This is a genomic window from Nostoc sp., assembly GCF_036917235.1.
Lineage (GTDB): Bacteria > Cyanobacteriota > Cyanobacteriia > Cyanobacteriales > Nostocaceae > Nostoc.
Window position 1 is genome coordinate 50,070 of record NZ_JBALDU010000035.1, and the last position, 24,716, is coordinate 74,785.

At 42.1% G+C, this 24,716-nt stretch carries 22 protein-coding genes; 10 read left to right on the plus strand and 12 right to left on the minus strand.

Features of this window, described 5'->3' with window-relative positions; translation table 11 throughout:
- Nucleotides 1-237 precede the first annotated feature (237 nt).
- Both V7K44_RS12335 and V7K44_RS12340 read right to left on the minus strand, forming a co-directional pair.
- A complete protein-coding gene (locus tag V7K44_RS12335; protein ID WP_334931776.1) occupies nucleotides 238-1,212 on the minus strand; it encodes an ROK family protein in 975 nt (324 codons plus the stop codon).
- The gene (locus V7K44_RS12340) at nucleotides 1,213-1,965 is read right to left on the minus strand and encodes a Mut7-C RNAse domain-containing protein (RefSeq protein WP_334932017.1); all 753 of its coding nucleotides are present in this window, start codon (nucleotides 1,963-1,965) and stop codon (nucleotides 1,213-1,215) included.
- A 1,101-nt stretch (nucleotides 1,966-3,066) separates the two neighbouring features.
- Between V7K44_RS12340 and V7K44_RS12345 the strand changes: the two genes are divergently transcribed.
- Nucleotides 3,067-4,044, plus strand: coding sequence for a sucrase ferredoxin (locus V7K44_RS12345; protein ID WP_334931777.1), 978 nt, complete (start codon nucleotides 3,067-3,069; stop codon nucleotides 4,042-4,044).
- Nucleotides 4,045-4,266: 222 nt separating this feature from the next.
- Here V7K44_RS12345 and V7K44_RS12350 read toward each other — a convergent pair whose 3' ends face one another.
- On the minus strand, nucleotides 4,267-5,856 hold the full coding sequence (locus tag V7K44_RS12350; protein ID WP_334931778.1) for a helix-turn-helix domain-containing protein: 1,590 nt from the start codon (nucleotides 5,854-5,856) through the stop codon (nucleotides 4,267-4,269).
- 1,199 nt (nucleotides 5,857-7,055) lie between these two features.
- On the opposite strand from V7K44_RS12350, the gene fdxB reads away from it, so the two are divergent.
- From fdxB to V7K44_RS12385, 7 genes are all read left to right on the plus strand, one after another.
- Nucleotides 7,056-7,349, plus strand: a complete 294-nt coding sequence (fdxB, locus tag V7K44_RS12355) for a ferredoxin III, nif-specific (RefSeq protein WP_069068483.1) — start codon at nucleotides 7,056-7,058, stop codon at nucleotides 7,347-7,349.
- 572 nt (nucleotides 7,350-7,921) lie between these two features.
- Nucleotides 7,922-8,911, plus strand: a complete 990-nt coding sequence (locus V7K44_RS12360) for a cytochrome c oxidase subunit II (RefSeq protein WP_334931780.1) — start codon at nucleotides 7,922-7,924, stop codon at nucleotides 8,909-8,911.
- A gap of 111 nt (nucleotides 8,912-9,022) precedes the next feature.
- Nucleotides 9,023-10,711, plus strand: coding sequence for a cytochrome c oxidase subunit I (gene ctaD, locus V7K44_RS12365; RefSeq protein ID WP_334931782.1), 1,689 nt, complete (start codon nucleotides 9,023-9,025; stop codon nucleotides 10,709-10,711).
- Between the two features lie 420 nt (nucleotides 10,712-11,131).
- A complete protein-coding gene (locus tag V7K44_RS12370; RefSeq protein ID WP_094352728.1) occupies nucleotides 11,132-11,731 on the plus strand; it encodes a cytochrome c oxidase subunit 3 in 600 nt (199 codons plus the stop codon).
- A gap of 156 nt (nucleotides 11,732-11,887) precedes the next feature.
- Nucleotides 11,888-12,373 carry a hypothetical protein gene (locus tag V7K44_RS12375; protein ID WP_334931784.1) on the plus strand — a complete coding sequence of 162 codons (486 nt, stop codon included), beginning with the start codon at nucleotides 11,888-11,890 and terminating at the stop codon, nucleotides 12,371-12,373.
- A gap of 261 nt (nucleotides 12,374-12,634) precedes the next feature.
- Entirely contained in the window at nucleotides 12,635-13,246 is a 612-nt protein-coding gene (locus V7K44_RS12380; RefSeq protein WP_334931786.1) for an AraC family ligand binding domain-containing protein, read from the plus strand.
- A gap of 56 nt (nucleotides 13,247-13,302) precedes the next feature.
- Complete coding sequence (locus V7K44_RS12385) at nucleotides 13,303-13,758, plus strand: ArsC/Spx/MgsR family protein (RefSeq protein ID WP_334931788.1); 456 nt, start codon at nucleotides 13,303-13,305, stop codon at nucleotides 13,756-13,758.
- 565 nt (nucleotides 13,759-14,323) lie between these two features.
- Here V7K44_RS12385 and V7K44_RS12390 read toward each other — a convergent pair.
- From V7K44_RS12390 to V7K44_RS12405, 4 genes are all read right to left on the minus strand, one after another.
- Nucleotides 14,324-15,403 carry a fatty acid desaturase gene (locus V7K44_RS12390; protein ID WP_334931790.1) on the minus strand — a complete coding sequence of 360 codons (1,080 nt, stop codon included), beginning with the start codon at nucleotides 15,401-15,403 and terminating at the stop codon, nucleotides 14,324-14,326.
- A gap of 220 nt (nucleotides 15,404-15,623) precedes the next feature.
- Nucleotides 15,624-16,676 (minus strand): fatty acid desaturase, encoded by a 1,053-nt coding sequence (locus V7K44_RS12395; protein ID WP_334931792.1) that lies wholly within the window; start codon nucleotides 16,674-16,676, stop codon nucleotides 15,624-15,626.
- Between the two features lie 145 nt (nucleotides 16,677-16,821).
- Nucleotides 16,822-16,965 (minus strand): hypothetical protein, encoded by a 144-nt coding sequence (locus V7K44_RS12400; RefSeq protein WP_334931794.1) that lies wholly within the window; start codon nucleotides 16,963-16,965, stop codon nucleotides 16,822-16,824.
- 61 nt (nucleotides 16,966-17,026) lie between these two features.
- Entirely contained in the window at nucleotides 17,027-17,848 is an 822-nt protein-coding gene (locus V7K44_RS12405; protein WP_334931796.1) for an acyl-CoA desaturase, read from the minus strand.
- Nucleotides 17,849-17,938: 90 nt separating this feature from the next.
- Here V7K44_RS12405 and V7K44_RS12410 point away from each other — a divergent pair, with 90 nt between their 5' ends.
- Together V7K44_RS12410 and V7K44_RS12415 are read left to right on the plus strand one after the other, a co-directional pair.
- Nucleotides 17,939-19,189, plus strand: coding sequence for a methionine gamma-lyase family protein (locus V7K44_RS12410; protein WP_334931798.1), 1,251 nt, complete (start codon nucleotides 17,939-17,941; stop codon nucleotides 19,187-19,189).
- Nucleotides 19,189-20,037, plus strand: a complete 849-nt coding sequence (locus V7K44_RS12415) for an alpha/beta fold hydrolase (protein WP_334931800.1) — start codon at nucleotides 19,189-19,191, stop codon at nucleotides 20,035-20,037. Before V7K44_RS12410 ends, V7K44_RS12415 begins: the two co-directional genes overlap by 1 nt.
- A 174-nt stretch (nucleotides 20,038-20,211) precedes the next feature.
- Here V7K44_RS12415 and V7K44_RS12420 read toward each other — a convergent pair whose 3' ends face one another.
- From V7K44_RS12420 to carA, 5 genes are all read right to left on the minus strand, one after another.
- Nucleotides 20,212-20,514 carry a DUF1816 domain-containing protein gene (locus V7K44_RS12420; protein WP_334931802.1) on the minus strand — a complete coding sequence of 101 codons (303 nt, stop codon included), beginning with the start codon at nucleotides 20,512-20,514 and terminating at the stop codon, nucleotides 20,212-20,214.
- Nucleotides 20,515-20,600: 86 nt separating this feature from the next.
- Nucleotides 20,601-21,782, minus strand: coding sequence for a 23S rRNA (guanosine(2251)-2'-O)-methyltransferase RlmB (gene rlmB, locus V7K44_RS12425; protein WP_334931804.1), 1,182 nt, complete (start codon nucleotides 21,780-21,782; stop codon nucleotides 20,601-20,603).
- A gap of 92 nt (nucleotides 21,783-21,874) precedes the next feature.
- Complete coding sequence (locus V7K44_RS12430) at nucleotides 21,875-22,354, minus strand: Mini-ribonuclease 3 (RefSeq protein WP_334931806.1); 480 nt, start codon at nucleotides 22,352-22,354, stop codon at nucleotides 21,875-21,877.
- Nucleotides 22,355-22,933: 579 nt separating this feature from the next.
- Entirely contained in the window at nucleotides 22,934-23,299 is a 366-nt protein-coding gene (locus V7K44_RS12435) for an STAS domain-containing protein (protein WP_084227153.1), read from the minus strand.
- A gap of 206 nt (nucleotides 23,300-23,505) precedes the next feature.
- Entirely contained in the window at nucleotides 23,506-24,669 is a 1,164-nt protein-coding gene (carA, locus tag V7K44_RS12440) for a glutamine-hydrolyzing carbamoyl-phosphate synthase small subunit (protein WP_334931808.1), read from the minus strand.
- Nucleotides 24,670-24,716: the final 47 nt, after the last annotated feature.

Here is a 24,716-nt window from a genome sequence, read left to right on the forward strand (position 1 = left end):
GCAAAGAAATGAGAATAGAATGTTTTCTACCGTAAGAAATACTACGGCGGCGAAATCTTTTTCGTCTCTGGAAGCAGGAAAAAAGGCTACTTGGAAATTTTTGTCTAGTACCTATCGATAGATAAACTGTAAAAAACTTACCATTCCATCTTTCACCTGAGTATTAAGATTTATTCGCCTAAATTTACATTTTCTACCCAGTTCTGTTTGCACTTATGCATTCCACACGTCACTCATTTACAAATTCGGGATTGTCATAGAAGCGATCGCCACACCCCCCCACAATGGCGCATCATCCCCCAGTACCGCAGGCACAACTTCAAAATCAACCTCCGGTAAAGCCGTCTCCCGCGCCACCTGACGCACCACCCGCCAAAAATCCTCACCCGCCTTCGTTACACCACCTCCCAACACAAAGCGCTGCGGATTCATCAAATTCGCCACATTACCAATACCCACACCCAGCGCCCAAGCAGCCTTGTGTAAAACTTCCTTCGCCAAATCATCACCAGCCGCCGCCGCCTCACTTACCAACTGTCCCGTCAGCAACGTTAAATTATTCCCCACCAAACCCCTCAAAATCTCTCCATCTCTAAGTCCTCCGCGCCTCTGCGGTTCGAGTTCCAAAATTTCCCTAACATTTTGCGCCATATAAGGCCCTGAAGCCAAACGTTCCACACATCCCCGCTTACCACATAAACAAACTGGCCCAGCCGGATCTACAACGATATGTCCAATTTCGCCAGCCATCCCACCAGCACCCCGCCAAGGCTGGCCGTTGAGTATCCAACCACCACCCACGCCAGTACTGACAGTAATATAAAACAGGCTATCGTATCCCTGTCCCGCACCAAAGCGATGTTCTCCCAAAGCAGCAATATTCGCGTCATTATCTACATCAATAGGAACGCCAAACTCCTCTTCCAACAAAGCTTTGAGAGGAATATTTTCCCATCCAGCCACATGATGAGATAGTCGCACCGTTCCCGTGGAAGCGTCAACTGGGCCGCCAAAGCTAATACCGATCGCAGCAGGTTTTGCGTCTTGTAGCAAAGAGTAAATTAGCGATCGCATAATTTCCAAGTCAGTGCTAGCATTTGCACCTACTGGCGATAGACGACGTTCATAACGCAACCACTTTCTTGAACCAACATTTACCAATGCTGCCGCCAGCTTAGTTCCGCCAAAATCAAGAGCTAAAATTAATGTCATTCACTCACCTTTTCTTGAGTTCAACACTTCGTCAATAAACTGTTGCAATCGCTCATAATGGGAACCTTTCCAATAAATACGATGGCAGTCTTGGCAACGTTGGAATTCATCAATCTGCAATCGCACCTTTTCTGGCACTTGTTCAATAATGGATTGTTTATCTACAGATTCTAATAATCCATTGCAACGCAAACACCGTTTAAATGGTGAGATTAATTCAAACAAGTCGAAGCGTTGCAGTACTTCTAGGATTTGTTGTTCAGAGTTAGTGTTTCTAACATAATACCCATACGTTACCAAACTACGCATCAATAGACCTTTATCACGAGTCAAGAGAATCCGCGCTTGAGTATAGGATATTTGGGCTAATTTCTCATCCTCGTAGTCATTACGATATAAAGTATCAAAACCTAAAAGTCGTAAAGATGTCGCAAGCTTCCCCAAATGAATATCTAAAACAAAGCGGATAATACTGAGAGGTTTTGGCAGAACAGAAATGCTTGGTATAATAACATTCCTAGCTGAAATTGGATAAACATTGATAGTGTCTCCATCAGAAACTATGTAAGAAAAATTTACATATTCACCATTAACGTTTATAGAATCTACCTCTGGATGAGGGACACCCAACGACTCAATCATGTCCTTAATTGAGGCTTTTTCCTCAAACAAATGAGAGATTCTCATCTGTTTGTGATGCCGTGGTAAAAAATGATTCAATTCTGCATGAAAGTAAAAATATGCGATCGCCATAGCTACAGATATTTGGACTAATAAGTGCGCCTTTACTAGCAACAATTTGTCACAATTGCAAAACTTTATCTATTATATTGAAACTATCAATGCTTGTTGTAGTGGGCTATACTATGAAATACCTGTTCATCTTCATTTAACAAAGATCCTAGAGACAAAAAACTGTAAAGAAGTCATAAAGATTCTTAAATACTTGCATTTCTTATTGACTTCAGTTACAGTCAAAGCAGACGCCTATCATCAAACCCTGACACTAACTTCAGGAAGTTAGATTAGGTAAAACGCTAAATACCAAATTTGTTAATTGTTGATGTCAGTGACGTTGCTAGTAATTAGTCACTACTTTTGATTATTAACTTATGGCACATGGAATCCGAGGCAATAAAGCATTTGCCTCCAATTTGATTGTTTTTATTTTTCTATACTTATTGAGAATTATTTGCAATATGTCTAGATCGATAAATACATTAAAAGCAGATAGTGTGGAAGAAGTCTTAAAACAGTGTTGGCTTACTAAAGCCTTTTCTGCTGATTAAATATTTCCGCATCTATCTTTAGGAATAAATTTTTCACAAGGTAGCACAAAATTATATTTTTATGTGTAAAAACAGGATATGTAACTAGCTATGTAGATAGTTTTGGCAAAACTTTAAATAACTAGGTTGCTGCTAGGAATATTTTTGATTGTAGTGTCAGCTACATCGATATTGTCAGCAAGTTAATCATCGCTAACTCTCCAAGTTGCTTTGCGTCTATATAGCAGGTTTAATATATTTGATTTTGCCAAAGGAACCAAGTTCATAAAAACTGAGTTTCCGCAAATGAAAATTTATGAAATACCAAATAACAATAAAACTAGATACAAAATTAACGCCACTGATACGGAAAAATCTATCTTGACACTGTTTATCTTTATTGTGGAGAATTTATTAACCGGAAAGACCTCGATCAATAATGATGTTATAAAGTGGCTACCTAGTTTTAACTAGGAAATGAATATTGTTCTTTTTTATCTCCTTTAGCCAAGGATATTGTAGCTAAGAACACAATTGTATTTTGTAATACCTTTTGTCCATAAAATACGCTAATGAGTACAGCGAGATGAATACTTTTTTTTGTTCTGATGATTCACGGCAAGTAGGAGAAGATGTTATTGGTAGTGCCACCAATTATCAAACTTATATTTTAGTTGAGTGTCCTTTACCTTGGACATCAGAAGCCTTTAACTCGAAATGGGTACCCCAAAATTTGAGGATTTTGGTAGAAGAAGTGAAGCGTGCTAAACTACCGATTAGATTCCTATTAATTGCTAATGATGTATCACACAAGGTAAATCACACTACGCTTTTGATTTATCAAAAAGAAGAGGGGCTAAGTAATGGATACCATAAGCAAGAGTTTAAGCTAGCAAATATTGAGCAAGTAGCAGGAGTTGTCCAAAAATGGATATGGGGTATCGATTCTAATTTGGAAGTAGAAACTAGTACAACTAGAGATATTTTAGTTTGTACCCACGGTAGCCATGATAAGTGTTGTGCGAGATATGGCGCTCCTTTTTACTTCTATGTGACAGCGAGTAATGCTGATTTGTGCTTAGAGAATGTGCGAATTTGGAAATCATCGCACTTTGGTGGACATCGGTTTGCACCAACAATCATAGACTTGCCAGAGGGAAGATATTACGGTCGTCTCGATCGAGATTCATTTAGATCGATTTTAACTCGTACTGGCGATATTCAATGTTTACATCAAGTCTATCGAGGCTGGGGAATTCTGCCTGCTGCACTTCAGGTTTTGGAAAGAGAGTTAATTCTTTATAAAGGGTGGGATTGGTTTAATTACAAAGTTGCAGGCAAAATTTTAGAGCAAAGTTTAGACAATAATACTATATTGGCTGAAATTAGTTTTGAACAACCTTGTGGTTCTCTCTACACTTATCAGGCTAAACTTGTGAAAGATGAAACCAAGACTCAACAACTGAAGAGTTCGTGCAATGCTACACGAGAGTTGGTAGTTACTAAATATGCTGTTGGTAGTCTTTGGATTGCCTCTAGTAAGGTAATTAGTTATAGTACATAGAAAGGGAAAATTTTTAAACGCAGAGGGGAGGCAGCGCGTTGCGGGGGTTCCCGCCGTTGTAGCGACTGCCGTCACGCAAAGGGAAGTGCAGAGGGACGCAGAGTATTACTAAGTTTAGTTCGCTACGAATTAATTAAATACTGTGTTTAGTATAATGCTGCACAAATTCGTAATAAAATATCTGCGCCCCTGTGCGTTTAAATTGCAAATATTGAATCAAGATTAAGCCATATTTAAGACTTTTCGTAACAGTACTTGATCTTCTAATTTGGCTTTTAAACGACCATTTTCAATATCTCGAATCCAGCTTTGGCTTTTACCTGTGAGTTTTGCCAATTCTCTTTGGGAGAGATTTAAGTTTTTTCGCGCTTGCAAAATTTGTTCGCCTAGCAAATCGTTTGTAGCTTTGGGCTTCCTTTTGGCTTTGGCAGTTCTTGTTTTCTTTTTTTCCGATTCTGAGATTTGCTGTTCCCATTCTGGTGGGAGTTCAAAAGCCAAAATCCGCGCATTCATTAGCAGATTCCATTTACCACGGGGGCCTGTGTCTGTGAGGCGAGTTTCAGCACCACCGTCATTAGTCCAAAATTCTAATGCTTCATCTGGATCTTCGGGAAGATCGATTAATTTTGCCCACAAAGGTTGAATTTCTGGTGGGTAAGTAACTGGATCGAAAAGCGGTTTCATTCCATAGTGATTGAGAATTTCTAAATCGCTTTCAAAGGTTCGCAGCAGACGTTTGCGTTCTTCTCGTTGTCTGGATGCAAGAGCGACTTTTTCTTCACCGTAAGCAATACGCAGCAGTGTAGGAATGGTAATGCGTTGTTCCTTGCCCATTTTAGTTTTAAACAGCAACCACAGCATTAGTCGAACTGCGCCTTCATGTTGCTGCCAAATACTCATGACTGTGGTTAGTAGCGTTTTGGGGAGACTGCCGTATTGATAGAATGCGGTTCGCTCTTTACACGCTTGTTTGTTTAAGAAATATTGCGCCCATAAACCTGCTTTTACTTTAAAAGTTAGCCCAATAAGATATTTGCATCCGAGATTGTCTTCTTGGAAGTGGTGCTGAATATCTACTAAGTGCCATAAGCGACTGCCGACAAGAGAGAATCCATTAATTCGGCCTTGTTGGGGCCAGTCAATGGAGATAATTAGGGAGCAAGCTTGCTGGACAATATTTTTCATTAAAGCTAGCTTGGCAGCTTTGCTTAAATCTTTGCGTTTCTCCATCCCCAAATATTTCTCGATTTGGCGCTCATCGATCGCAAATTCTTGCTCCCAAGGTTGTTCTAAAGCTGTAGCATAAGCTGCAAAAATTAGATGTATGCAAGCGGCTCTGATGTCAAGCCCCTCAATTGCTGCTATATCTGTGGCCTTGTCGTTCACTTTGAAGGGATCTTGGATATGAAATGCGATCGCACCTCGGCCTTGATTGACTTGTCGGCTGTAACTGATGTAGCCTTCTTCATCGGTTTCCCAATGTAGGGATGTGCGCTGCGCTAATACATTACAAGCTTCCCAAATTGCGATCGCTGAAGCAAATGGATTATTCTTACCATTAGAAAACAAGTCTAAGCTGCTAGCATCTCTTGGTTCAACTTTGCATCTTCCCTTTTTAGACTGCCAAGGAATGGGAGAATTAGTTGGACAAGCTATTACACATTGCGGTTCGGAATAATAGCCCTCACAATTATTACAAAGACCAGGATCAATCCAGTATTCATTGTCCTCTATTCTGATTGCACCCGTAGGACATTGGGGGCGGCAGTTGTCACATCCAACGCAACTGTTGTTAGGAATTGTATAAGGCATTTGGCTCTTTTCCCACTCTAATCGTTGAGATGTTTGTATCAGGTCTCCCCTGGATGAGTCCTGTTTATTCATGACTCGCTACCACATTATTCTTCTGGCGAGAATAATCTTTTCTCACCACATTTACTTCCCACATCCATATTTGGCTTTGTATCCAATTGGAAGCTATTTAAGGCTTTAAAAGCAGACCTAATAAAACTTCTTATTAACTATACATTTCATGAAAAAAATGATTAATTTGTTCGTGTCGAGCTTAGAAAAAAATCTTAACATTTATTTAATTACGTATTTGATGAACAATTTAGATTTGACCAGAAAACCTTATCCAAAGTCTTTCTATGAAAAAAATAAGCCTCTGAAAATTGCACTTCATCTGATTTGTTAACAATTTTAATATTTAATGTATGACAATATTCTGCCATAAAGTTTACAGTTCCTTCATAAATTAATTCTGTTTATTCAGGTCAAGTAATAATATTGCTTTTGTCACCATTTATCTAAATATTTGAATCAAAATAACTTTAAAATTGTTGCTTTATAAACTACATATTGCAGATATCGAAATGTAACCGATGAACATCTAGTCTGGTATATATGTATACTGTTTATATGAAATTATTTGCTTAAATCTAAAAATATTTGCAAAAGAATATCATTACTCTTATAGATATAGTTGCATTTGCTGGAAATAATAGTTAAATCGGCAGTTCTAAACCACATATAGATGAACTTTTAGGGAAGCTCCAAGAAATAAATTATCCAATATTGTGGGGTGGGCAACATGAGCGCTCAGTCCATAGGGCGGGCGAGATACCCACCCCACAAGAGTTAATTGCATATTTTTTTATTTGGAAGTCCCTAGTCACCTGTAGAGGTTTCAAATCCTCAACTTTTTATTTATGCTCTGTATGTAAATGGCTGATTGTGGGCTGCTGCCTCCAGTCAGATATTGAGTCAGAGACTTGATGAAGGCATTCCCATGCAGAGCATAGGAACGAGGAATGAGAAAGATTTATAATAATTATTGGCAATAATTTTCATCTACAATTTGAAATAAAAAACAATTTAGGATTGTGTTCAAAGTCATCGAAATTTGATGATATAAAAGTAAGTTTTGAATACAAAAGAATCAAAGATTAGGATAGTATGATGATTAATGCACAAACAGATTGACAGGCAAAATTGTCGAGGATTTATTCATGGCACAACTAACAGGTTTGACATTTGGCGGTAAGGCTTGGACACCAAAATTTGCTCAGGAAATTGACAAAGATAAATGTATCGGCTGTGGCAGATGCGTTAAAGTATGCGGCTACAATGTGCTTGGATTGAAAGCACTCAATGAAGAAGGCGAATTTGTGGAAGATGAAGATGATGAAGAAATTGAACGAAAAGTAATGGCAGTTACTTCTCCAGAAAATTGTATTGGTTGTGAAGCTTGTTCGCGGATTTGCCCCAAGAATTGCTACACCCATGTTGTATTAAACAATTAAGGTTTTTGGAGTTAGTCAAAATTGTTGTTAATTCAAGGAGGCACTGTTTTTAATCAGCGCCAAGGCGCTAGGCAAGGTAACTTGAGGGGAATATTAAATATTTACTGGAATCAATCAAAAGTTTACAGTAAACAAATCCGTAAATCGTAAATTGTTCGCTATTAACAAATTTAAACTTGCTGCTAATATAGCCTAATCAATATTAGGACTAACAGTGCCCCTTGGAACAACTAGCTTTTCTGAAAGCAGGGGGCTAACTTTGTGGTATGAGTTGAAATATAATTTGTAATTTTGTGGGGGAAGGATATGGAAAAAATCTGGAAGTTTCCCCCTTTTTTAACGGCTACACGTTAGAAAGTTAATAAGTGAAAAGGAAATGGTAAATGGGGAATAGGGAATGGGGAATGGGGAATAAGTAACAATGCCCAATGCCCAGTGACGCCATTTGCTCCACTTGGGGAGACCCCATCGCTTTTAGCGTCTCCACTTGGGAGAAGACCGCAGTGGCTCCCCAATACCCAATTTCCAGAAAACAACACCTCTAAAGACGGTTTACAAAGCAGGTAGCAGGTATGCAACAAGTTCCTGTTTCACTATGGACTCTGGTTGCTGGGATAGTAGTTACAGCAATCAGTATTTGGATCGGTCAAAACCACACTCTCATGCCGGTGCAGGCATCGTTACAAGCGCCTTTGGTAGACGGTTTTTTTAACGTCATGTTTACCATTGCGATCGCACTCTTCTTGGTGGTAGAAGGAACCATTGTGCTTTTTTTGATTCAGTTTCGTCGCCGCAAGGGTGACGATACCGATGGCGTGCCAATAGAAGGTAACTTGCCCTTAGAAGTCTTTTGGACAGCAATTCCAACAGTGATTGTCCTCCTCTTGGGCATCTACAGTGTAGATGTTTTTAACCGAATGGGAGGCTTTGATCCTGCGGGTCATCCTCATTCAGCAGCTCATGTTGCTCATCAGCCAGGAACTGCTCTTGCAGCTACACTCAGCGATACCTCTGAAGCAACAGCTGCACCAGCAATTGCCCCAACAATTGGTATCGGTGCGTCTCCTCAAACCCTAAACAAACCAGCCGATTTAGTTGTTGATGTCAAAGGCATACAGTATGCCTGGTTATTTAATTACCCTGATAGTGGCATTACTTCTGGGGAATTGCACATTCCCGTCGGTGCTGATGTTCAACTCAACCTTTCAGCACAAGATGTAATTCATTCATTTTGGGTTCCAAATTTCCGCTTGAAGCAAGATGCACTTCCCGGTATCCCTACCGAACTACGATTTGTCGCCACAAAACCAGGTACATATCCCGTAGTTTGTGCTGAGTTGTGCGGTGGTTATCACGGTTCAATGCGGACACAGGTAATTGTCCACACACCGGAAGAATATAAAAGCTGGCGGACAGAAAACCAGATTGCTCAACAGCAAAACCCCACTCAAGTTGTTGCAGTTAATCCAGCCGACTTATCAACATCAGAGTTTCTCGCGCCCCACACCCATGATATGGGAATCAGTGCAGCAACTCTAGAGTCAGTAGTCATGAGTCATTAGTCATTAGTCAGTGGTCATTGGTCATTAGTCATTCAAATGACAACGGACAAATGACAAAGGACAAAAAGACAAAGGACAAATGACAAATGACAAACGACAAAGGACAAAAATATGACGCAGGTAGAATTTCCACGGAATACTCCACCAGAAGGAAAGAAACCGGAAATGGTGGCTGGCCACGCTTCCCATCCGAAGGCGTGGAAATGGCAAGATTATTTTACTTTTAATGTTGACCACAAGGTTATTGGTATTCAATACCTGGTGACGGCGTTTGTCTTCTATCTCATCGGCGGACTGATGGCGATCGCTCTGCGTGTCGAATTAGCAACACCAGAATCAGACGTACTCGACCCCAATCTGTATAATGCTTTCATGACCAATCACGGGACGATCATGATCTTCCTGTGGATTGTCCCTAGCGCCATTGGCGGATTTGGTAACTATTTAGTGCCGTTGATGGTTGGTGCCAGGGATATGGCTTTCCCGAAACTAAACGCGATCGCCTTTTGGTTAAACCCACCAGCCGGTGCGCTTATATTAGGTAGTTTCATTTTTGGCGGTTCGCAATCTGGTTGGACAGCTTACCCACCTTTGAGTTTGGTGACAGCGCCAATTGCTCAAACTATGTGGATACTTGCGATCGTTTTGGTGGGAACTTCCTCAATTTTGGGTTCGCTGAACTTCGTAATCACCATTTTGATGATGAAGGTTCCGAGCATGAAATGGGATCAAGTACCCCTATTCTGCTGGGCAATCTTAGCAACCTCTCTGCTAGCACTTCTCTCCACACCTGTATTAGCAGCCGGTTTAGTTCTGCTGTTGTTTGACCTCAACTTTGGCACATCATTCTTTAAACCAGATGCAGGCGGAAACGTTGTAATTTATCAACACTTATTCTGGTTTTATTCTCACCCGGCAGTATATTTAATGATTCTGCCCATCTTCGGCATTATGTCGGAGGTAATTCCAGTTCACTCCCGCAAGCCAATCTTTGGTTATAAAGCGATCGCTTATTCTAGTGTCGCCATCTGCGTTGTCGGTTTGTTCGTCTGGGTACACCATATGTTTACCAGTGGTACACCCGGTTGGATGCGGATGTTCTTCACTATCTCCACTCTCATAGTTGCAGTTCCCACTGGTGTGAAGATTTTTGCCTGGGTTGCTACCCTTTGGGGTGGTAAAATCCGCTTCACCACGGCGATGCTTTTCGCCATTGGCTTGTTATCCATGTTTGTCATGGGCGGCTTAAGTGGTGTGACGATGGGAACAGCCCCTTTTGATGTTCACGTCCACGACACATATTATGTTGTCGGACATTTCCACTACGTTCTGTTTGGCGGTTCCGTGTTTGGCATTTACGCCGGCATTTATCACTGGTTCCCCAAAATGACCGGACGAATGCTGAATGAAAACTGGGGTCGAGTTCATTTTGCCCTTACCTTCATCGGTACTAATCTGACCTTTTTACCCATGCACGAGTTGGGTTTGAAAGGAATGCCCCGACGAGTGGCAATGTATGACCCCCAATTTATCGACCTCAATCAGATTTGTACCTTTGGTTCATTTGTTTTGGCGATATCGGTAATTCCCTTTGCCATCAACATGATTTACAGTTGGCTGAAGGGGCCTTTGGCTGGTGATAATCCTTGGCAAGCTTTGACTTTAGAATGGACAACTAGCTCGCCACCTGCAATTGAAAACTGGGAAGTGTTGCCGGTTGTTACTCATGGCCCTTATGACTACGGTCATGGTCATAGTACACAAGTACAGCCATCTGCAACACCCGAAGCTAGTGCTTAGTTCGTAGAGTGAGTGATGCGATCGCTCTCAAGGTGACTGCAAGTCTTATTCATTTGAGTTCAGAACTCGAAAGGCCGAGTTTGGAACTCGAAAGGCCGAGCTTGGAACTCGAAAGGCCGAGTTCAGAACATGAAAGGCCGAGTTCAGAACATGAAAGGCCGAGTTCAGAACTCGAAAGGCCGAGCTTGGAACTCGAAAGGCCGAGTTCAGAACATGAAAGGCCGAGTTCAGAACTCCGAGCTTGGAACTCGAAACTTGAGCTTCAGAACTCGAAACTCGGAATTTTGAGAATTCCTGAACAAGTTAAGAGTTGGGTTAAATAAGGATTTTGGATGAGGAATGAAAATTTTGCCGCTTCAGACTTCATTCTTCATTCAAGCTTCCACAACAGACGCAGCGGATAATATTGTCAAAAAATCTATGACTATAGCTACAACGACAAGCGAAGATCGCAGTGCAGGACACGAAGAACATCCAGATTTAAGAGTTTGGGGACTTTTGACATTCCTCGCCTCTGAATCTCTGATGTTTGGAGGATTTTTTGCCACCTATTTATTTTTCCGAGGTACTACAGCGGTTTGGCCTCCAGAAGGAAGTGAAGTAGAACTACTTGTGCCGACAATTAACACCATTATTTTGGTGTCTAGTAGTTTCGTGATTCACTTCGGTGATACAGCGATTAAAAAGAATAACCTCAAGGGAATGCAACTGTGGTATGCAATTACTGCACTTATGGGGGCAATTTTCTTAGGTGGTCAGGTTTATGAGTATTCAACATTAGGATACGGACTGACTACCAACGTCTTCGCCAACTGCTTTTATATCATGACCGGGTTCCACGGTTTGCACGTTTTTGTAGGGCTGTTATTGATATTACGTGCATTGTGGCGATCGCGTCTTCCCGGTGAATATTCTGCAACCAATCATACTTTCATCGAAATGACAGAAATTTACTGGCACTTCGTAGACATTATTTGGATTGTATTATTCACCTTGGTGTACATTCTGACTTTGTTTTAACAAAAGTTAGGAGTGAGGAGCCAGAAGTGAAGAGTTAAGGATTTATAACTTCTAACTCATAATTCACAACTTCTAACTCATAACTCCTAACTCATAACTCCTAACTCATAACTCCTAACTCATAACTCCTAACTCATAACTCTCCAGGACTTTATTATGCAAGCTAATACAAACCAATTCTCATGGTTCCAGGTTCCAGATGACATTAAAAACCTATTAGTTTTAGCTGCACAAAACTGGGAGAATACATCAGAATCAGAAAAATATATTCAACAAGCTTTAGCACAAACTGGTGAAAATACAGATGTCTTGGTAGCAGCGTATAGATTTTTCTATTATAAAAATAATTATTCTCTTGCATTACAAACAACAATAAAATTATTAGATAAAATTAAAGAACTAGAAAAACTTCCTGATAACTGGGAGCAACTTAAGCCGATACTAGTCAGTCGCAAAGAAGAACCACAAATTCGATTGTACTTAAATGCTTATGCTGCTTCTGGATTAGTACTAGCAAAGTTAGGAGAAATTGAGGAAGCGAAAGAAATCAGCACCAAAGTCAAAGAAATAGACGAAAAGCATGATTTTGGCGCCGGAATTCTTCTGGATATTTTGACACGTCCAGCAGAAGAAGATGATTAATTAATGAAAAGGAGTCAGAATACCCCCTCTACCTTGTCTCTTCTCCATGCCCAATGCCCAATGAATGCCCTTTTTGTGAAAAATCATGAACAATTGGTTATCTACCAGATCGTATTCCTCTTACTCCCTATTAGGAGCAGCTACTGATAGTAACTCTATCTTTCCTCCTATCACTATACCTACTAAACTTCCTGTAGGTAATATTCCTAATATCTCTCCGATCCTGATCGTCCAATCTTCTCCGTTATCAATTTAAAAGTTATGAAAGGTAGGGATTGGCTGCTAACGGGGGACGGTCAGTATCAAGCTTGTAAATCTGTAAGAGCCTGGGATTTATTGAGAGAAAATTACCGCCTTTATCGGTTTTTAACTGAGGTGGAAGATGTTCTCAATAGCGGGGATGATGAAGTCAGTTGTTTGCCAGAAATTCGGATGCTTGTAAGGCGCTTGATAGTAAATTCCTACTGGGTACGAAGTCAACGTTTAGAGCCTTCACCCAAAACGGGAACCTCTGTTTTACTTCTATACGATGAATTGGGTTTTCCCTTGACAGTGCAAACAGTAACATTTGCACCGGGAACCCGATCAAACATTCATAATCATGGGACATGGGGAATAGTCGCGGTGTTAAAAGGTCAGGAAAAAAATACTTTTTGGCGACGCACTAATAGCCCCGAATTTCAGGACAAAATTGAAGCAACGGGAGAGGTAACTCTATCCCCAGGAGACATTATTAGCTTTACTCCCGATGCAATTCACAGTGTAGAAGCAGTGGGTGATGAACCAACTGTGACTTTTAATATTTATGGCGAAACCGATCCAAATGAAAGGTTTGAGTTTGACTTAGTTAGCCATAAAGCGAGGAATTTTTAATTTCATCGGTTCGTAGTTGGCGCTTTAGCGCAAAAGAGTAATTAGGAGATAGTTGAATGGCAAGAGTAATTTTCTATAGCAAACCAGGCTGTAAAGGTGGTGTTAAGCAAAAAGTTTTGCTAACAGCTGCCGGTCATGAGGTGATACCACAGAATCTGCTAAAAGAATCTTGGACAGCTGAACGGTTGCGTTCATTTTTTGGCGATCGCCCCGTAGCCGAATGGTTCAATCTTTCCGCCCCCAAGATAAAATCTGGTGAGGTAGTTCCTGAAAAAGTGGATGAACAAACCGCTTTGGCGCTGATGCTGAAAGAACCACTGTTAATTCGTCGTCCTTTGTTAGAAGTAGGCGAACAGCGCGAGGTAGGATTTGATGTACAAAAGATTGATGCCTGGATTGGCTTACAAGCTGTAGATGAATCCTTGCAAGAAATCAGCGACAAGCTTCTGAAGCAAGACTTGCAAAACTGTTCCCACGGTAAAGATCATAGTCATCAACACCATAATCACTAGGGTGGCTGTAACCATCATGGCGAACAACATCAAAAGCAAGGCAGCTTGTAGTCATTAGATTTCTTGCAAAAGTCCCCATCAGCGCACCTAGCCCTGCCAAAGTTACTTTTATTACCTTGGCAGGGCTAGTACAGTACGGCGTAAATAAGCCACCTATTTAAAATAGACCTCTTGCAAAAGTCCCTTAACACCCCACCCGCAGCCCCTCCCCGTCTGCGGGGCTACGGTGTACACACATCTCTGTACAAACCCAAAATCGTTGGAGATCCTCCTAAATCCACGCCACTTGCTCCACTTGGGGAGACCCCAAGACCGCAGTGGCTCCCCTTAAAAAAGGGGGACTTTAAGAGACTTTTTCCCCCCTTTTTAAGGGGGGTTGGGGGGATCAAAAGCTTATGAGGCAACTCTAGAAGACTTGTGTGTACACCATAGCCGCCTGCGGGGAGGGGAGACTTTGACCTAAGTCAAAGGCGGGGTGGGGTTCTTTTTGTGATTTCTGCAAGAAGTCTAATGTCTAAAACTTTCACACAATGGTAATTAAGAATTACGCAAAGTGTTAGTAGTTTTAGCCTTTTGCTAACTTGTTGTTGGATGTGTAGTAAACCTTACTACCACTATCAGGTACAAAATGGCAGCTGACACATGAACGCCATAATGACTTCCAAATAGGTTCTTCCGATTTGTGGAAATACTCACCCATCACTGGTTTTATTGCCTCAGTTGCCTTCAGTAAATTGTAGTGAGGGATGTTAAGGAATATATGGTGAGCAACATGAGTACCAATATCGTGATGGATATGATTAACCAAACCATAATCACGGTCAATACTAGAAATTGCGCCTTTTAAAAAAGTCCAATCTTCTCCACGATACCAGGGAATCTCTGCCTCAGTGTGGTGCAAGAATGTCACCAAATCTAGCCAAACTATGAACACAAGGTAGGGCACAGCATAATATTTCAGCAACCATATCCAACCCCATTGGTAGGTGAGGAAACCCAGCAAACCTACCATACCAATCAAAAGTACAGTACTAGTGATGACATCCCATTTTTCCGATGGCTTGAAAAGCGGACTGCTGGGCAAAAAGTGGGAGCCTTCTTTATTAGGAGAACGCTTAAACAAATATACAGGATAAGCCAAGAGAAAAACATAATACCTGCCTATCTTTTGGGCTAAGGGCATCTCCTTATATTGTGATTCGGTCACAGGGTACCAGCTTTCATCGTTATCGATATTGCCCGTATTTTTGTGATGAGTTCTGTGACTAATCCGCCAACCATGATAAGGAACAAGTATTGGTGTGTGAGAAAGATGTCCAATCAAATCATTGAGCCATTTATGCTTAGAAAAAGATTGATGTCCGCAGTCATGCCCGACTACAAACAAAGCCCAAAACATCGTTCCTTGCATTAGCCAGAAAATCGGGAAGAAAAGCCAAGAATCCAGGTAATTAGCTACTGCATAAAGCAGACCGATAATTAGGATGTCACGAAAAAAGTAAAAAAGTGATTTTGTTACATTGGGCTGAAAGCATTCAGCAGGGATTGCAGCTTTTAAATCTTGAAGAGTGAAAGGTAATTTAGTCGGATTCTCAGACGTTTCACAGGTAGGAGGATTATTGAAACTGATGGTATCTAATTGCACTGGATTCTTTTGTTAGATATAAATCGGAACTTGATTTGAGACAAGATAATCTCACCTCTAGGATGCCCACGAAACTAGCGATCGCTAACACCAAAGAAGATAATTTTTGGCAATTTACCTAACAATTTTTAGTTAGTAAAAAGTCGCCAAATTCTATTTAAACACAGCATAATAAACGCTCTCGTTGAGTTCAAGAGCGTGAGTGTAGTCACAGCGCTATTTATTGCTCTGTATAATGTTCGTCGAAAGTCTTATAGCCAATATCAGTTGTGTATAGCTGACATTGGTCTGTAATCTGCTTCATTAAAGGCCAAGAAAACTGACACTCATCATGTAGATAAGGCTCCCAATTTTCTTTGATGCTGCTGTAAGCTAGCCGCAAATTATAAGAAGGAATAGCAGTGGAAATATGATGAGGGACATGAACATTGATATCGTGGCACAAGACTTCTACCCAACGCGGATAATCGCAATGAATAGTGCCAAATAGCTGTGCTAGAGCCTCATTCCACTTGTTCGCTGTTGTAAAAGGAACATCTGCGGCAGTGTGGTGAACAATAGTAAAAGTACTCATCCAAAAATGGTAAATCATCCAGGGCACTAGCCAAAACTTGACAAAGCCCCAGATACCAGTTGTGGCGATAAGAAGCGGGAAAGCGATCGCTGCAAACACAACTACTACAGCTACAGACAGCTTGATACTCGATTGGTCTTTTGTTTTGAAGTTCCGCCAATCAAAATGCACCACAGCCCAATGTCCAATGGAACCTACCCACCAGAAGCGTTTACGCATGAATAGTTCAAAAGCAGACTGTCGGGTTTTATCCCAATTTTCAAACACTTCTGGTCTAATTGGATGCCAAGCGTTGTCCTCATCCAGTTTGTTGGTATGAGTATGGTGATAATTATGCTTAATGCGCCAACTATGAAAGGGGTAAATTAACGGCATCATAAAGAAATGCCCTACCAAATCATTTACCCAACGACGTTTGGCAAAAGACCTGTGACCACAATCATGGCCAATTACAAAAAAACCTGTTAAAGCAGTGCCCGTAAAAATCCAAGCAAGAGGCAAGAGAAACCAAGGAGTGATAATCAGGCTGTAATAGCCCAAGGCGACTGCCAAGACACTGAGTAAAACTTGTGTCCAAGCTTTGCGACGGTTCTGCTGAAAACATTCGCGTGGCAGGGTTTTGACAATATCTTTGAGCCGAAAGTCGGAATTACTAGGCTCGTCACTTAGTTTCTGGCTATTAATTATTGATGTAGTCATGGACACCTAAAAAACAACAAACTCCTCCACCAAGTCACCAAAAAGTAACTTGCCGTAAAAATTCTTCACATTAGCGCTTCGGATTATAGCAACCTAACCGACACAAGCGCACCCGTAAGTAAATAGCTTTTTGAAAAGTTAGGAGTTAGGAGCGATCGATTAAAAACGTTACACATCCTAACTCCTGTACAGAGGCGATTAATGAGCCAGTGCGTTGCGGAGCGAGTGTGGTCTTGGGGGTTTCCCCCATGAACAACTCGCGTTGGAGTTTCCACGGCAGTTCCTTCAAGTCGGGCGTTGCCCGCCCAACGTACTGCCTCCCCGTTGTAGCGACTGGCGTCGCGTCTCTCCTAACTAACTTTTGTTGGGGCCAACTTCACATTAGTAGCCAGACCAACTGCTTGTAGCAATTGAACTGTCATCCAGGTTAAATCGATTTCCCACCATTCCAGCCCATGACGAGCTGAGTATTGAAAGGCATGATGGTTATTGTGCCAGCCTTCACCGAAAACTAGTACAGCTACCCACCAGCAATTAGTCGAGCGATCGCCAGAATCATAGCTTTGATAGCCAAATTTATGAGTAGCGCTGTTTACCAACCAAGTGCAGTGGTAAACCCAAACAATGCGAACAAAAATTCCCCAAATCACAAAGGGCCAGCCACCCAGAAGCAAAAGCAATACACCCAGAGCAACCTGGATCAAAATGAAATATTTTTCTAAAAACTGATAAACTGGGTCTTCGGCAATGTCTTTGGTGAAACGAGGAACATCAGCGTGAGCGGGACAGTAGTGAATCAGCCAATCCATGTGGCTCCACCAGAAGCCTTTATTAGAATCATGGGGATCGGCATCAGTATCCGAGTGTAAATGATGGATACGATGTGTTCCTACCCACTCAATTGGGCCTCCTTGACAGGAAAGTGTGCCGAAGAAAATCAAGAGATACTCTAGCCACTTGGGAGTTTGAAAACTGCGGTGGGTGACAAGGCGGTGAAATCCTAGAGTAACTCCTAAGCCACCTGTTACCCAGTACAGCAAGAAACCTACACCAACTGCCGTCCAGTTAAAGTTACCAGGAACAAAGGCAAATAAAGCGCCAATGTGCAGTCCAATGAAAAACAGGGTATTAACCCAGTTAACTTGAGGTTTGGTTGAAGTAGCAATTGTCATGCAGTAACCTGAATTTGAATTTTCCAGCCTAGTCTGCGGGATCTTAAAATCCGCATATCTATAATCTTAATTTTTTTGAACGAGGAACTGATGAACAGCTTAGAACAGCTGCGGCAAGCAGAACAGGCACTATTAGAAATTTTTTCTGGAATTGACACTCAGGTCAAGCATAATCTAAAACGAGTGCTGGATGCTTTTCGTAATCACCGTGTGGGCGCACACCACTTTGCTGGTGTAAGTGGCTATGGTCACGATGATTTAGGACGAGAAACTTTAGATAAAGTTTTTGCCGAAGTTATGGGTGCTGAAGCTGCGGCAGTGCGAGTGCAGTTCGTTTCGGGAACTCATGCGATCGCCTGTGCTTTGTTTGGTGTTCTCCGTCCTGGAGATGAAATGTTGGCAGTGGTCGGTTCTCCTTACGATACGCTTGAAGAAGTCATTGGTTTACGGGGTCAAGGTCAAGGCTCACTTATCGAGTTTGGCATAAATTACCGCCAATTGGAGCTAACCTCAGAAGGAACTATAGATTGGCAAGCTTTAAGTACTAGTGTGCATGAAAACACTCGTTTAGTGTTAATTCAGCGCTCTTGTGGCTATTCTTGGCGTCCTAGTTTATCAATTGCCGATATTGAAAAAATCGTTCATTTAGTCAAACAGCAGAACCCAAATACCGTTTGCTTTGTAGATAACTGCTATGGCGAATTTATTGAAACTAAGGAACCGACGGCCGTAGGTGCTGATTTAATGGCGGGGTCATTGATTAAAAATCCTGGTGGCACCATTGTCAGCGCTGGCGGTTATGTTGCTGGTCGCGCTGACTTAGTAGAAGCATCCGCCTGTCGCCTCACTGCTCCCGGTATCGGTAGTTATGGCGGTGCTACTTTTGACCAAAATCGCCTGCTGTTCCAAGGCTTATTTCTCGCGCCGCAAATGGTAGGAGAGGCGATGAAAGGGACTTATCTAACTGGTTATGTATTTGACAAACTCGGTTATCCAGTGAACCCCGCACCTCTGGCTCCCCGTGGAGATGTAATTCAGGCAATTAAACTTGGTTCAGCCGAAAAGCTAATTGCTTTCTGTAAAGCCATACAACAGCATTCTCCTATAGGTTCATATTTAGACCCTATTCCAGATGAAATGCCGGGGTATGAGAGCAAGGTAGTGATGGCTGGGGGGACATTTATTGAAGGGAGTACCTTGGAATTATCAGCAGATGGGCCTTTGCGTGAACCGTATGTAGTTTATTGCCAAGGGGGAACTCATTGGACTCATGTAGCGATCGCACTCGAAGCTGCGATCGATGCAGTTGGCAGTATCGATAGACAGAAAAAGGGAGAGTAATGAGCGATCCCCACACCACAACTGCTGCACGTCTCAATGTTTACACCCAAGGTCAAGGATTCCCAATTTTAGGCTTACATGGTCATCCTGGTACTGGTCGTAGTCTTTCTGTCTTTACCAATCATTTATCAAAACGCTACAAAACTTTTGCCCCTGATTTACGCGGATACGGCAAAAGCCGCTACAAGGGCAATTTTGACATGAATGACCATTTGACCGATTTAGAAGCGCTGTTAGACCGCTTACAGATTGAAAAGTGCCTAGTATTGGGATGGTCACTTGGGGGTATTCTAGCAATGGAGATGGCATTACGTTTGCCAGAGCGTGTTACTGGGCTGATTTTAGTGGCGACAGCTGCAAAGCCCCGTGGCAGTTATCCTCCTATAACTTGGCAAGATAATTTATATACTGGCGTTGCTGCGCTCTTGAACTATATAAAACCGAGTTGGCAATGGAATATTGAAACTTTTGGTAAGCGATCGCTTTTCCGCTACTTAATCCAACAACATACATCTATTACTTACAATTACATCGCCAAGGAAGCAGTACCGGCTTACTTGCAAACTTCTCCTGCTGCTACTCGCGCTCTCTATAGTGCAATTCAATCAGGATACAATCGGGTTTTAGATTTGCAACAAATACAATGTCCCAGTTTAGTACTTGCTGGTGAACAAGACCGCCACATTACATCTGATTCCAGCTTACAAACTGCTCAACATCTCAACAATTCTCAGTGGCAGTGCTATCCCAACACCGCCCATCTTTTTCCGTGGGAAGTTCCCCAGCAGGTGCTAAATGATATTGACCATTGGCTCGAAGTTCATCCGCAGGTAATTGGTAGTCAATAGTCTAAATATTTAATATTCAAAAAATTTTGACTATTGACGAAGAAGAAAAGGAAAGGGAAGATGTGGTGACGCAATGAATGAAAAAGACGCAATAACCCCGGGTAAAAGGATTTTCTGTGTCTTTATGTCTTTACGTCTTTGCATCAGAGCATCCTTTTCATTCTCTGGCCTAACTTAAATTTGACCGCCAAAGGCAGGCTGTACTTTGCGGTCAAATCTTTCCCCCAAGTCGTCAGCAATTGTTAAATTATTAGGTTTACAACGCTTGACGTTCACAATAATTCCCTGCGCTCCTTCGATCTCCAAATCTTCTATGTATCCTTTGCTTGCTAATTTTGCATCAGAAGAACTTAGAAATGGCCCGAAGTAATACGTGCAACGGGGATTCTGCGTCACAATCTCTACCCACCAAGCCAAGCCGATGTAGTCGAATGTGTTAATTAACACTTCCTTGAGGTTATGCCAAATGGTTTTCATGGTTTTAGCCGATTTATAAACGTCTACAGGGTGTTAAACGATATGCTGCTTTATTATCTTTTACATTTCTTTATACTCTGTTACTGTTATTTTTTCAAAGAGAATTTTTGCAATTTATCTAAGTGCAGCGTATTTAGCGATCGCTGGCGATAAATCTCATAAAGCGCCATACCCGCTGCTACAGAAGCATTCAGGCTGGGAGTTTTACCCTGTAGAGGAATCGATACTAAAAAATCACAGGAGCGTTGAGTCAACATACCCAGACCTTCACCTTCTGAGCCAATTACCAAAACGATTGGGCCAGTAAAATTGACTGTATGTAAAGGTTCGCTACCACTTGCAGCAGTACCGTAAATCCAAAAGCCAGCTTCCTTTAATTCTTCTAAGGAGCGGCTGAGGTTGACAACTCTTGCTACAGCAAAATTTTCTAAAGCACCTGCTGCCACTTTCATGACAGTGGAAGTGATCCCAGATGCCCTTCTTTGAGGAATCACCAATCCTTGAGCGCCTATTGCTTCGGCAGTGCGAATTATTGCTCCCAAGTTGTGGGGATCGGTAATTCCGTCAGCCACGACAATTACAGCATCGGTTACAGATTTGCACTGCTCAATTAGATCGGGCAATTCGGTGTAAGCGTAAGGAGCAATTTGTGCTGCCACACCTTGGTGATTAGTACCGTTGGTGAGATAGTCTAAACGCTTGGGTTCAACTTCATCAATAACTGTGCCATTTTCCTTTGCTTGCAAGAGAAAATGGTGAAAGCTGGGATCGTATCGCAGACGGGTAGTAATCCAAAGACGGTTGAGATTGCGCTGATTTTGCAATGCACTCAATACTGGATGACGACCGTAGATGAGATCGTTATCTTCTTCTGTCGGCTGTGTAGATACAGACGGCTGGGAGAAGTTGCTATTTCGTTGTCGCGAGTTCCCATAGCTGGGGTTGCTATCTATTTTCCTGGGATTGCGATTCGGATTAACAACAGAGATGGTGTTGCCATCTACTTTTCTGGGATTGCGAGTTGGATTCTCAACAGATATGGGGTTGCTATCTATTTTCCTGGGATTGCGAGTCGGATTGGCAACAGATATGGGGTTGCTATCTACTTTCCTGGGATTGCGAGTTGGATTGGCAACAGAGATGGGGTTGCTATCTATTTTCCTGGGATTGCGAGCCGGATTAGTAACAACACGTTTACCTTTAATTTTTACGGGTTGTCCACGATTTGGTTCGCTAGAAGTCTTGACTTTTCTGGGTTTATCCTGCATTTGAGTTATGAATATAGCGTATGGTTGATAGTTCCGATTACCTCAATTTTTTGAACCTAATCTAGTGTTGTGGCTACTGCGAAATTGAGTTTTCACTCTTTTTCTAGATGAAGTATTTGCAACAGTTCGGTTAGACGTTGGTAATCGGTGATATATAAGTAGCCTATTAAAGTTTCTAGACTAGTTGCCTGTTGATAAATTTCGGGATTAAGTCGCTTAGGGCGTCCTGTTGCGGCGTTTCTACCCCGTCGGACAATTTCTAATTCGGTATCCCTGAGATGAGGAATTAGCGATCGCAAATGTAGCGCTTGTGTTTCTGCTCTTACCTGCTCCACTACCAGACGATGGTAAATTCCTGACCGCTGCAATGGCAGCAGATAGAACATTCTAACATACAACTCATAAATTGCATCCCCCAAATATGCTAAAGCACTAGGAGAAATTTGTTGCACTTGTGAGAGGGAAATCTGTTGGAATGGCGCTGTGGTTGCCAAGAGTGCTTCAGTCCAAGACAAGCTCTGTTTGAGAGTTTCATCTTGTCCATCTAATAGCTCTTCCTCCTGTGACTTCACAAATAAATCATTCCTTGACGGGCTACATTCGGCAAGCATTCTTCGCAAAGACTGATTTTTCTGAAGTATGTCATGATAGTATACTTAGCATAATCCATACTATCAAACTTACTTCCTAATTTCATCTTTTTGATTGAGAGTTGGCATTTTAAATCACCCTGATGTCAACATCTATAAACCAAATTTCGCCTACTTCTTGTGGTCTGCGCCTAAGACAGGGTAAAATTTTGACATCAAATTCACCCTTTCACTTGGTAGCATTGCCATGCTTACTGAGTAAACGACAACTTTTAACTATACAGCATCGAGTCAAGTCTATCTATAAACAAATCTGCTGGCTTTGTATTTCTTACAAATATCTCAGATTTGATTATTTATCCAATATTCTAGCCAACGATTACATACCCAAGAGTTGGGTGTTTATATCTTTAGTTATTACTCAACTTTAAACATAATAGCTCAACTGGCTTTATGCCTCTCCCACAAGGAGAGAGGTTTTATGCCAGAAGTTTTAAAAATTAAGCTATCCGATATTGAATCTGGATAGCTAAATTTAACTCTCAGATCGAGCAATCAAGACTACTTGACGTTTTCTAGAGCGTCTTCAACTGATTTTTGCAGGGAGAGAAACTTCTCTAGGCGAACAAGCTTGACCGTTTGAGTTACGCGGGCATTTGTAACAATTTGCAAAGTGCCATCGGCAGTTTGAGCCTGCTTGGCTAGCTGCACCAGAGCACCCAAGCCAGAGCTATCAACAAAATCAATTTGTGAGAGATCCAAAATAATGTGCTTAGGACCCTCGTCTATCTTGCTGCCAAGTGTCTTGCGAAATGTCGGCTCGGAAAAAGCATCTAACAAACCTGTGAGGCGGAATAGCTGACAGTTATCCCGGACTTCACGAGTGCCTCTCAGGCTAACGGTTAGATTCAGTGGCTCAGCAATAATTCCCTCCTCATGAGTTAAAGTGAACGCTCAAGTATAGATGGTTTTTGAGCATATTGTCTACAATCTGCTGGAATAGGGGATTGGGTACTGGGGATTGGGGATTGGGGATTGGGGATTGGGGATTGGGGATTGGGGATTGGGGATTGGAAAATAGTATTCTTAATCTTATTTCCTAGTCCCTAGTCCCTAGTCCCCATTCCCTATTTTTACCTCACCTCTGCCACGGCTTGACGTGCTGTTCGCATGGATTGAACAAATTGCTCAAACAAGTAATCAGCATCGTGTGGGCCAGGACTAGCTTCTGGGTGATACTGTACGGAGAACACAGGTAGAGATTTGTGCCGTACCCCGGCAATGGTGCGATCGTTTAAGTTTAGGTGGCTAATTTCCACAACTGCTGTAGGTAAAGAATCTGGGTCAATAGCAAAACTATGGTTTTGGCTAGTAATTTCTACCCGTTGTTGTAAACCGGCAGGCTGATTCAAACCACGATGACCAAATTTGAGTTTATAGGTTTCTGCCCCTAGTGCATGACCTAAAATTTGGTGTCCCATACAAATACCAAAGATGGGTTTTTCACTTAACAGGAGTGCTTTGGCAGTTGCAATCCCTTCAGTGACCGCAGCAGGGTCGCCAGGCCCATTAGAAAGAAACACACCATCTGGATTGTAATTGAGGATTTCTTCTGGTGGTGTATCAGCGGGTACAACAATTACCCGGCAACCATAACTTACTAAGCGACGCAAGATATTGCGTTTAACGCCAAAGTCAAGGGCAACAACAGTAAAGGCTTCCTCAACATTTTCCGCAGCTTCAGCGTTGAATTCCCAAGCTGGAATTGTGGGATCAGACCATTCATAAGCCGTTGGGGTGGTGACTTCACGAACCAGATTCAATCCTGCCATATTTGGGGCTGCTAGTACCTGCTCTAGCAATTCCGCTTCATCGAGAATGGTTGTAGAAATGCCACCGTTCATCGCTCCGAACATCCGAATTTTGCGTGTGAGGGCGCGGGTATCGATGCCGTAGATCCCTGGCACATGATTTTGTTTGAGGTAGTCAGGTAAAGATTGTGTCGATCGCCAGTTACTTGGACGCTGACAAATATTGCGGGCGATCGCACCCCGCACTTGGGGGCCATCTGATTCTTCATCTTCAGGATTGACGCCAGTATTCCCCAATTCAGGATAGGTAAAAATGACAATTTGACCGCGGTAACTAGGGTCAGTCAGGACTTCTTGATAGCCGGTCATGCCAGTGTTGAACACCACTTCTCCGATCGCGGTTCCCGTTGCACCAAAAGACCAACCGCGATAAGTGGTTCCATCTGCTAGGACAAGTAAAGCTGGTATTGAGTCAGTCAGGGGCATAGTAGATTGGGGATTGGGTACTGGGGATTGGGTACTGGGTATTGGAT

What these genes read in the sequence shown, in the direction of transcription:
- V7K44_RS12370 (WP_094352728.1), top strand. Translation starts at nt 11,132, where the DNA reads ATGACTATAGCTACAACGACAAGCGAAGATCGCAGTGCAGGACACGAA.
- carA (WP_334931808.1), bottom strand. Translation starts at nt 24,669, where the DNA reads ATGCCCCTGACTGACTCAATACCAGCTTTACTTGTCCTAGCAGATGGA.
- V7K44_RS12385 (WP_334931788.1), top strand. Translation starts at nt 13,303, where the DNA reads ATGGCAAGAGTAATTTTCTATAGCAAACCAGGCTGTAAAGGTGGTGTT.
- V7K44_RS12375 (WP_334931784.1), top strand. Translation starts at nt 11,888, where the DNA reads ATGCAAGCTAATACAAACCAATTCTCATGGTTCCAGGTTCCAGATGAC.
- V7K44_RS12335 (WP_334931776.1), bottom strand. Translation starts at nt 1,212, where the DNA reads ATGACATTAATTTTAGCTCTTGATTTTGGCGGAACTAAGCTGGCGGCA.
- V7K44_RS12420 (WP_334931802.1), bottom strand. Translation starts at nt 20,514, where the DNA reads ATGAAAACCATTTGGCATAACCTCAAGGAAGTGTTAATTAACACATTC.
- V7K44_RS12405 (WP_334931796.1), bottom strand. Translation starts at nt 17,848, where the DNA reads ATGACAATTGCTACTTCAACCAAACCTCAAGTTAACTGGGTTAATACC.
- V7K44_RS12360 (WP_334931780.1), top strand. Translation starts at nt 7,922, where the DNA reads ATGCAACAAGTTCCTGTTTCACTATGGACTCTGGTTGCTGGGATAGTA.
- V7K44_RS12395 (WP_334931792.1), bottom strand. Translation starts at nt 16,676, where the DNA reads ATGACTACATCAATAATTAATAGCCAGAAACTAAGTGACGAGCCTAGT.
- ctaD (WP_334931782.1), top strand. Translation starts at nt 9,023, where the DNA reads ATGACGCAGGTAGAATTTCCACGGAATACTCCACCAGAAGGAAAGAAA.
- V7K44_RS12345 (WP_334931777.1), top strand. Translation starts at nt 3,067, where the DNA reads ATGAATACTTTTTTTTGTTCTGATGATTCACGGCAAGTAGGAGAAGAT.
- V7K44_RS12415 (WP_334931800.1), top strand. Translation starts at nt 19,189, where the DNA reads ATGAGCGATCCCCACACCACAACTGCTGCACGTCTCAATGTTTACACC.
- V7K44_RS12410 (WP_334931798.1), top strand. Translation starts at nt 17,939, where the DNA reads ATGAACAGCTTAGAACAGCTGCGGCAAGCAGAACAGGCACTATTAGAA.
- rlmB (WP_334931804.1), bottom strand. Translation starts at nt 21,782, where the DNA reads ATGCAGGATAAACCCAGAAAAGTCAAGACTTCTAGCGAACCAAATCGT.
- fdxB (WP_069068483.1), top strand. Translation starts at nt 7,056, where the DNA reads ATGGCACAACTAACAGGTTTGACATTTGGCGGTAAGGCTTGGACACCA.
- V7K44_RS12350 (WP_334931778.1), bottom strand. Translation starts at nt 5,856, where the DNA reads ATGCCTTATACAATTCCTAACAACAGTTGCGTTGGATGTGACAACTGC.
- V7K44_RS12380 (WP_334931786.1), top strand. Translation starts at nt 12,635, where the DNA reads ATGAAAGGTAGGGATTGGCTGCTAACGGGGGACGGTCAGTATCAAGCT.
- V7K44_RS12340 (WP_334932017.1), bottom strand. Translation starts at nt 1,965, where the DNA reads ATGGCGATCGCATATTTTTACTTTCATGCAGAATTGAATCATTTTTTA.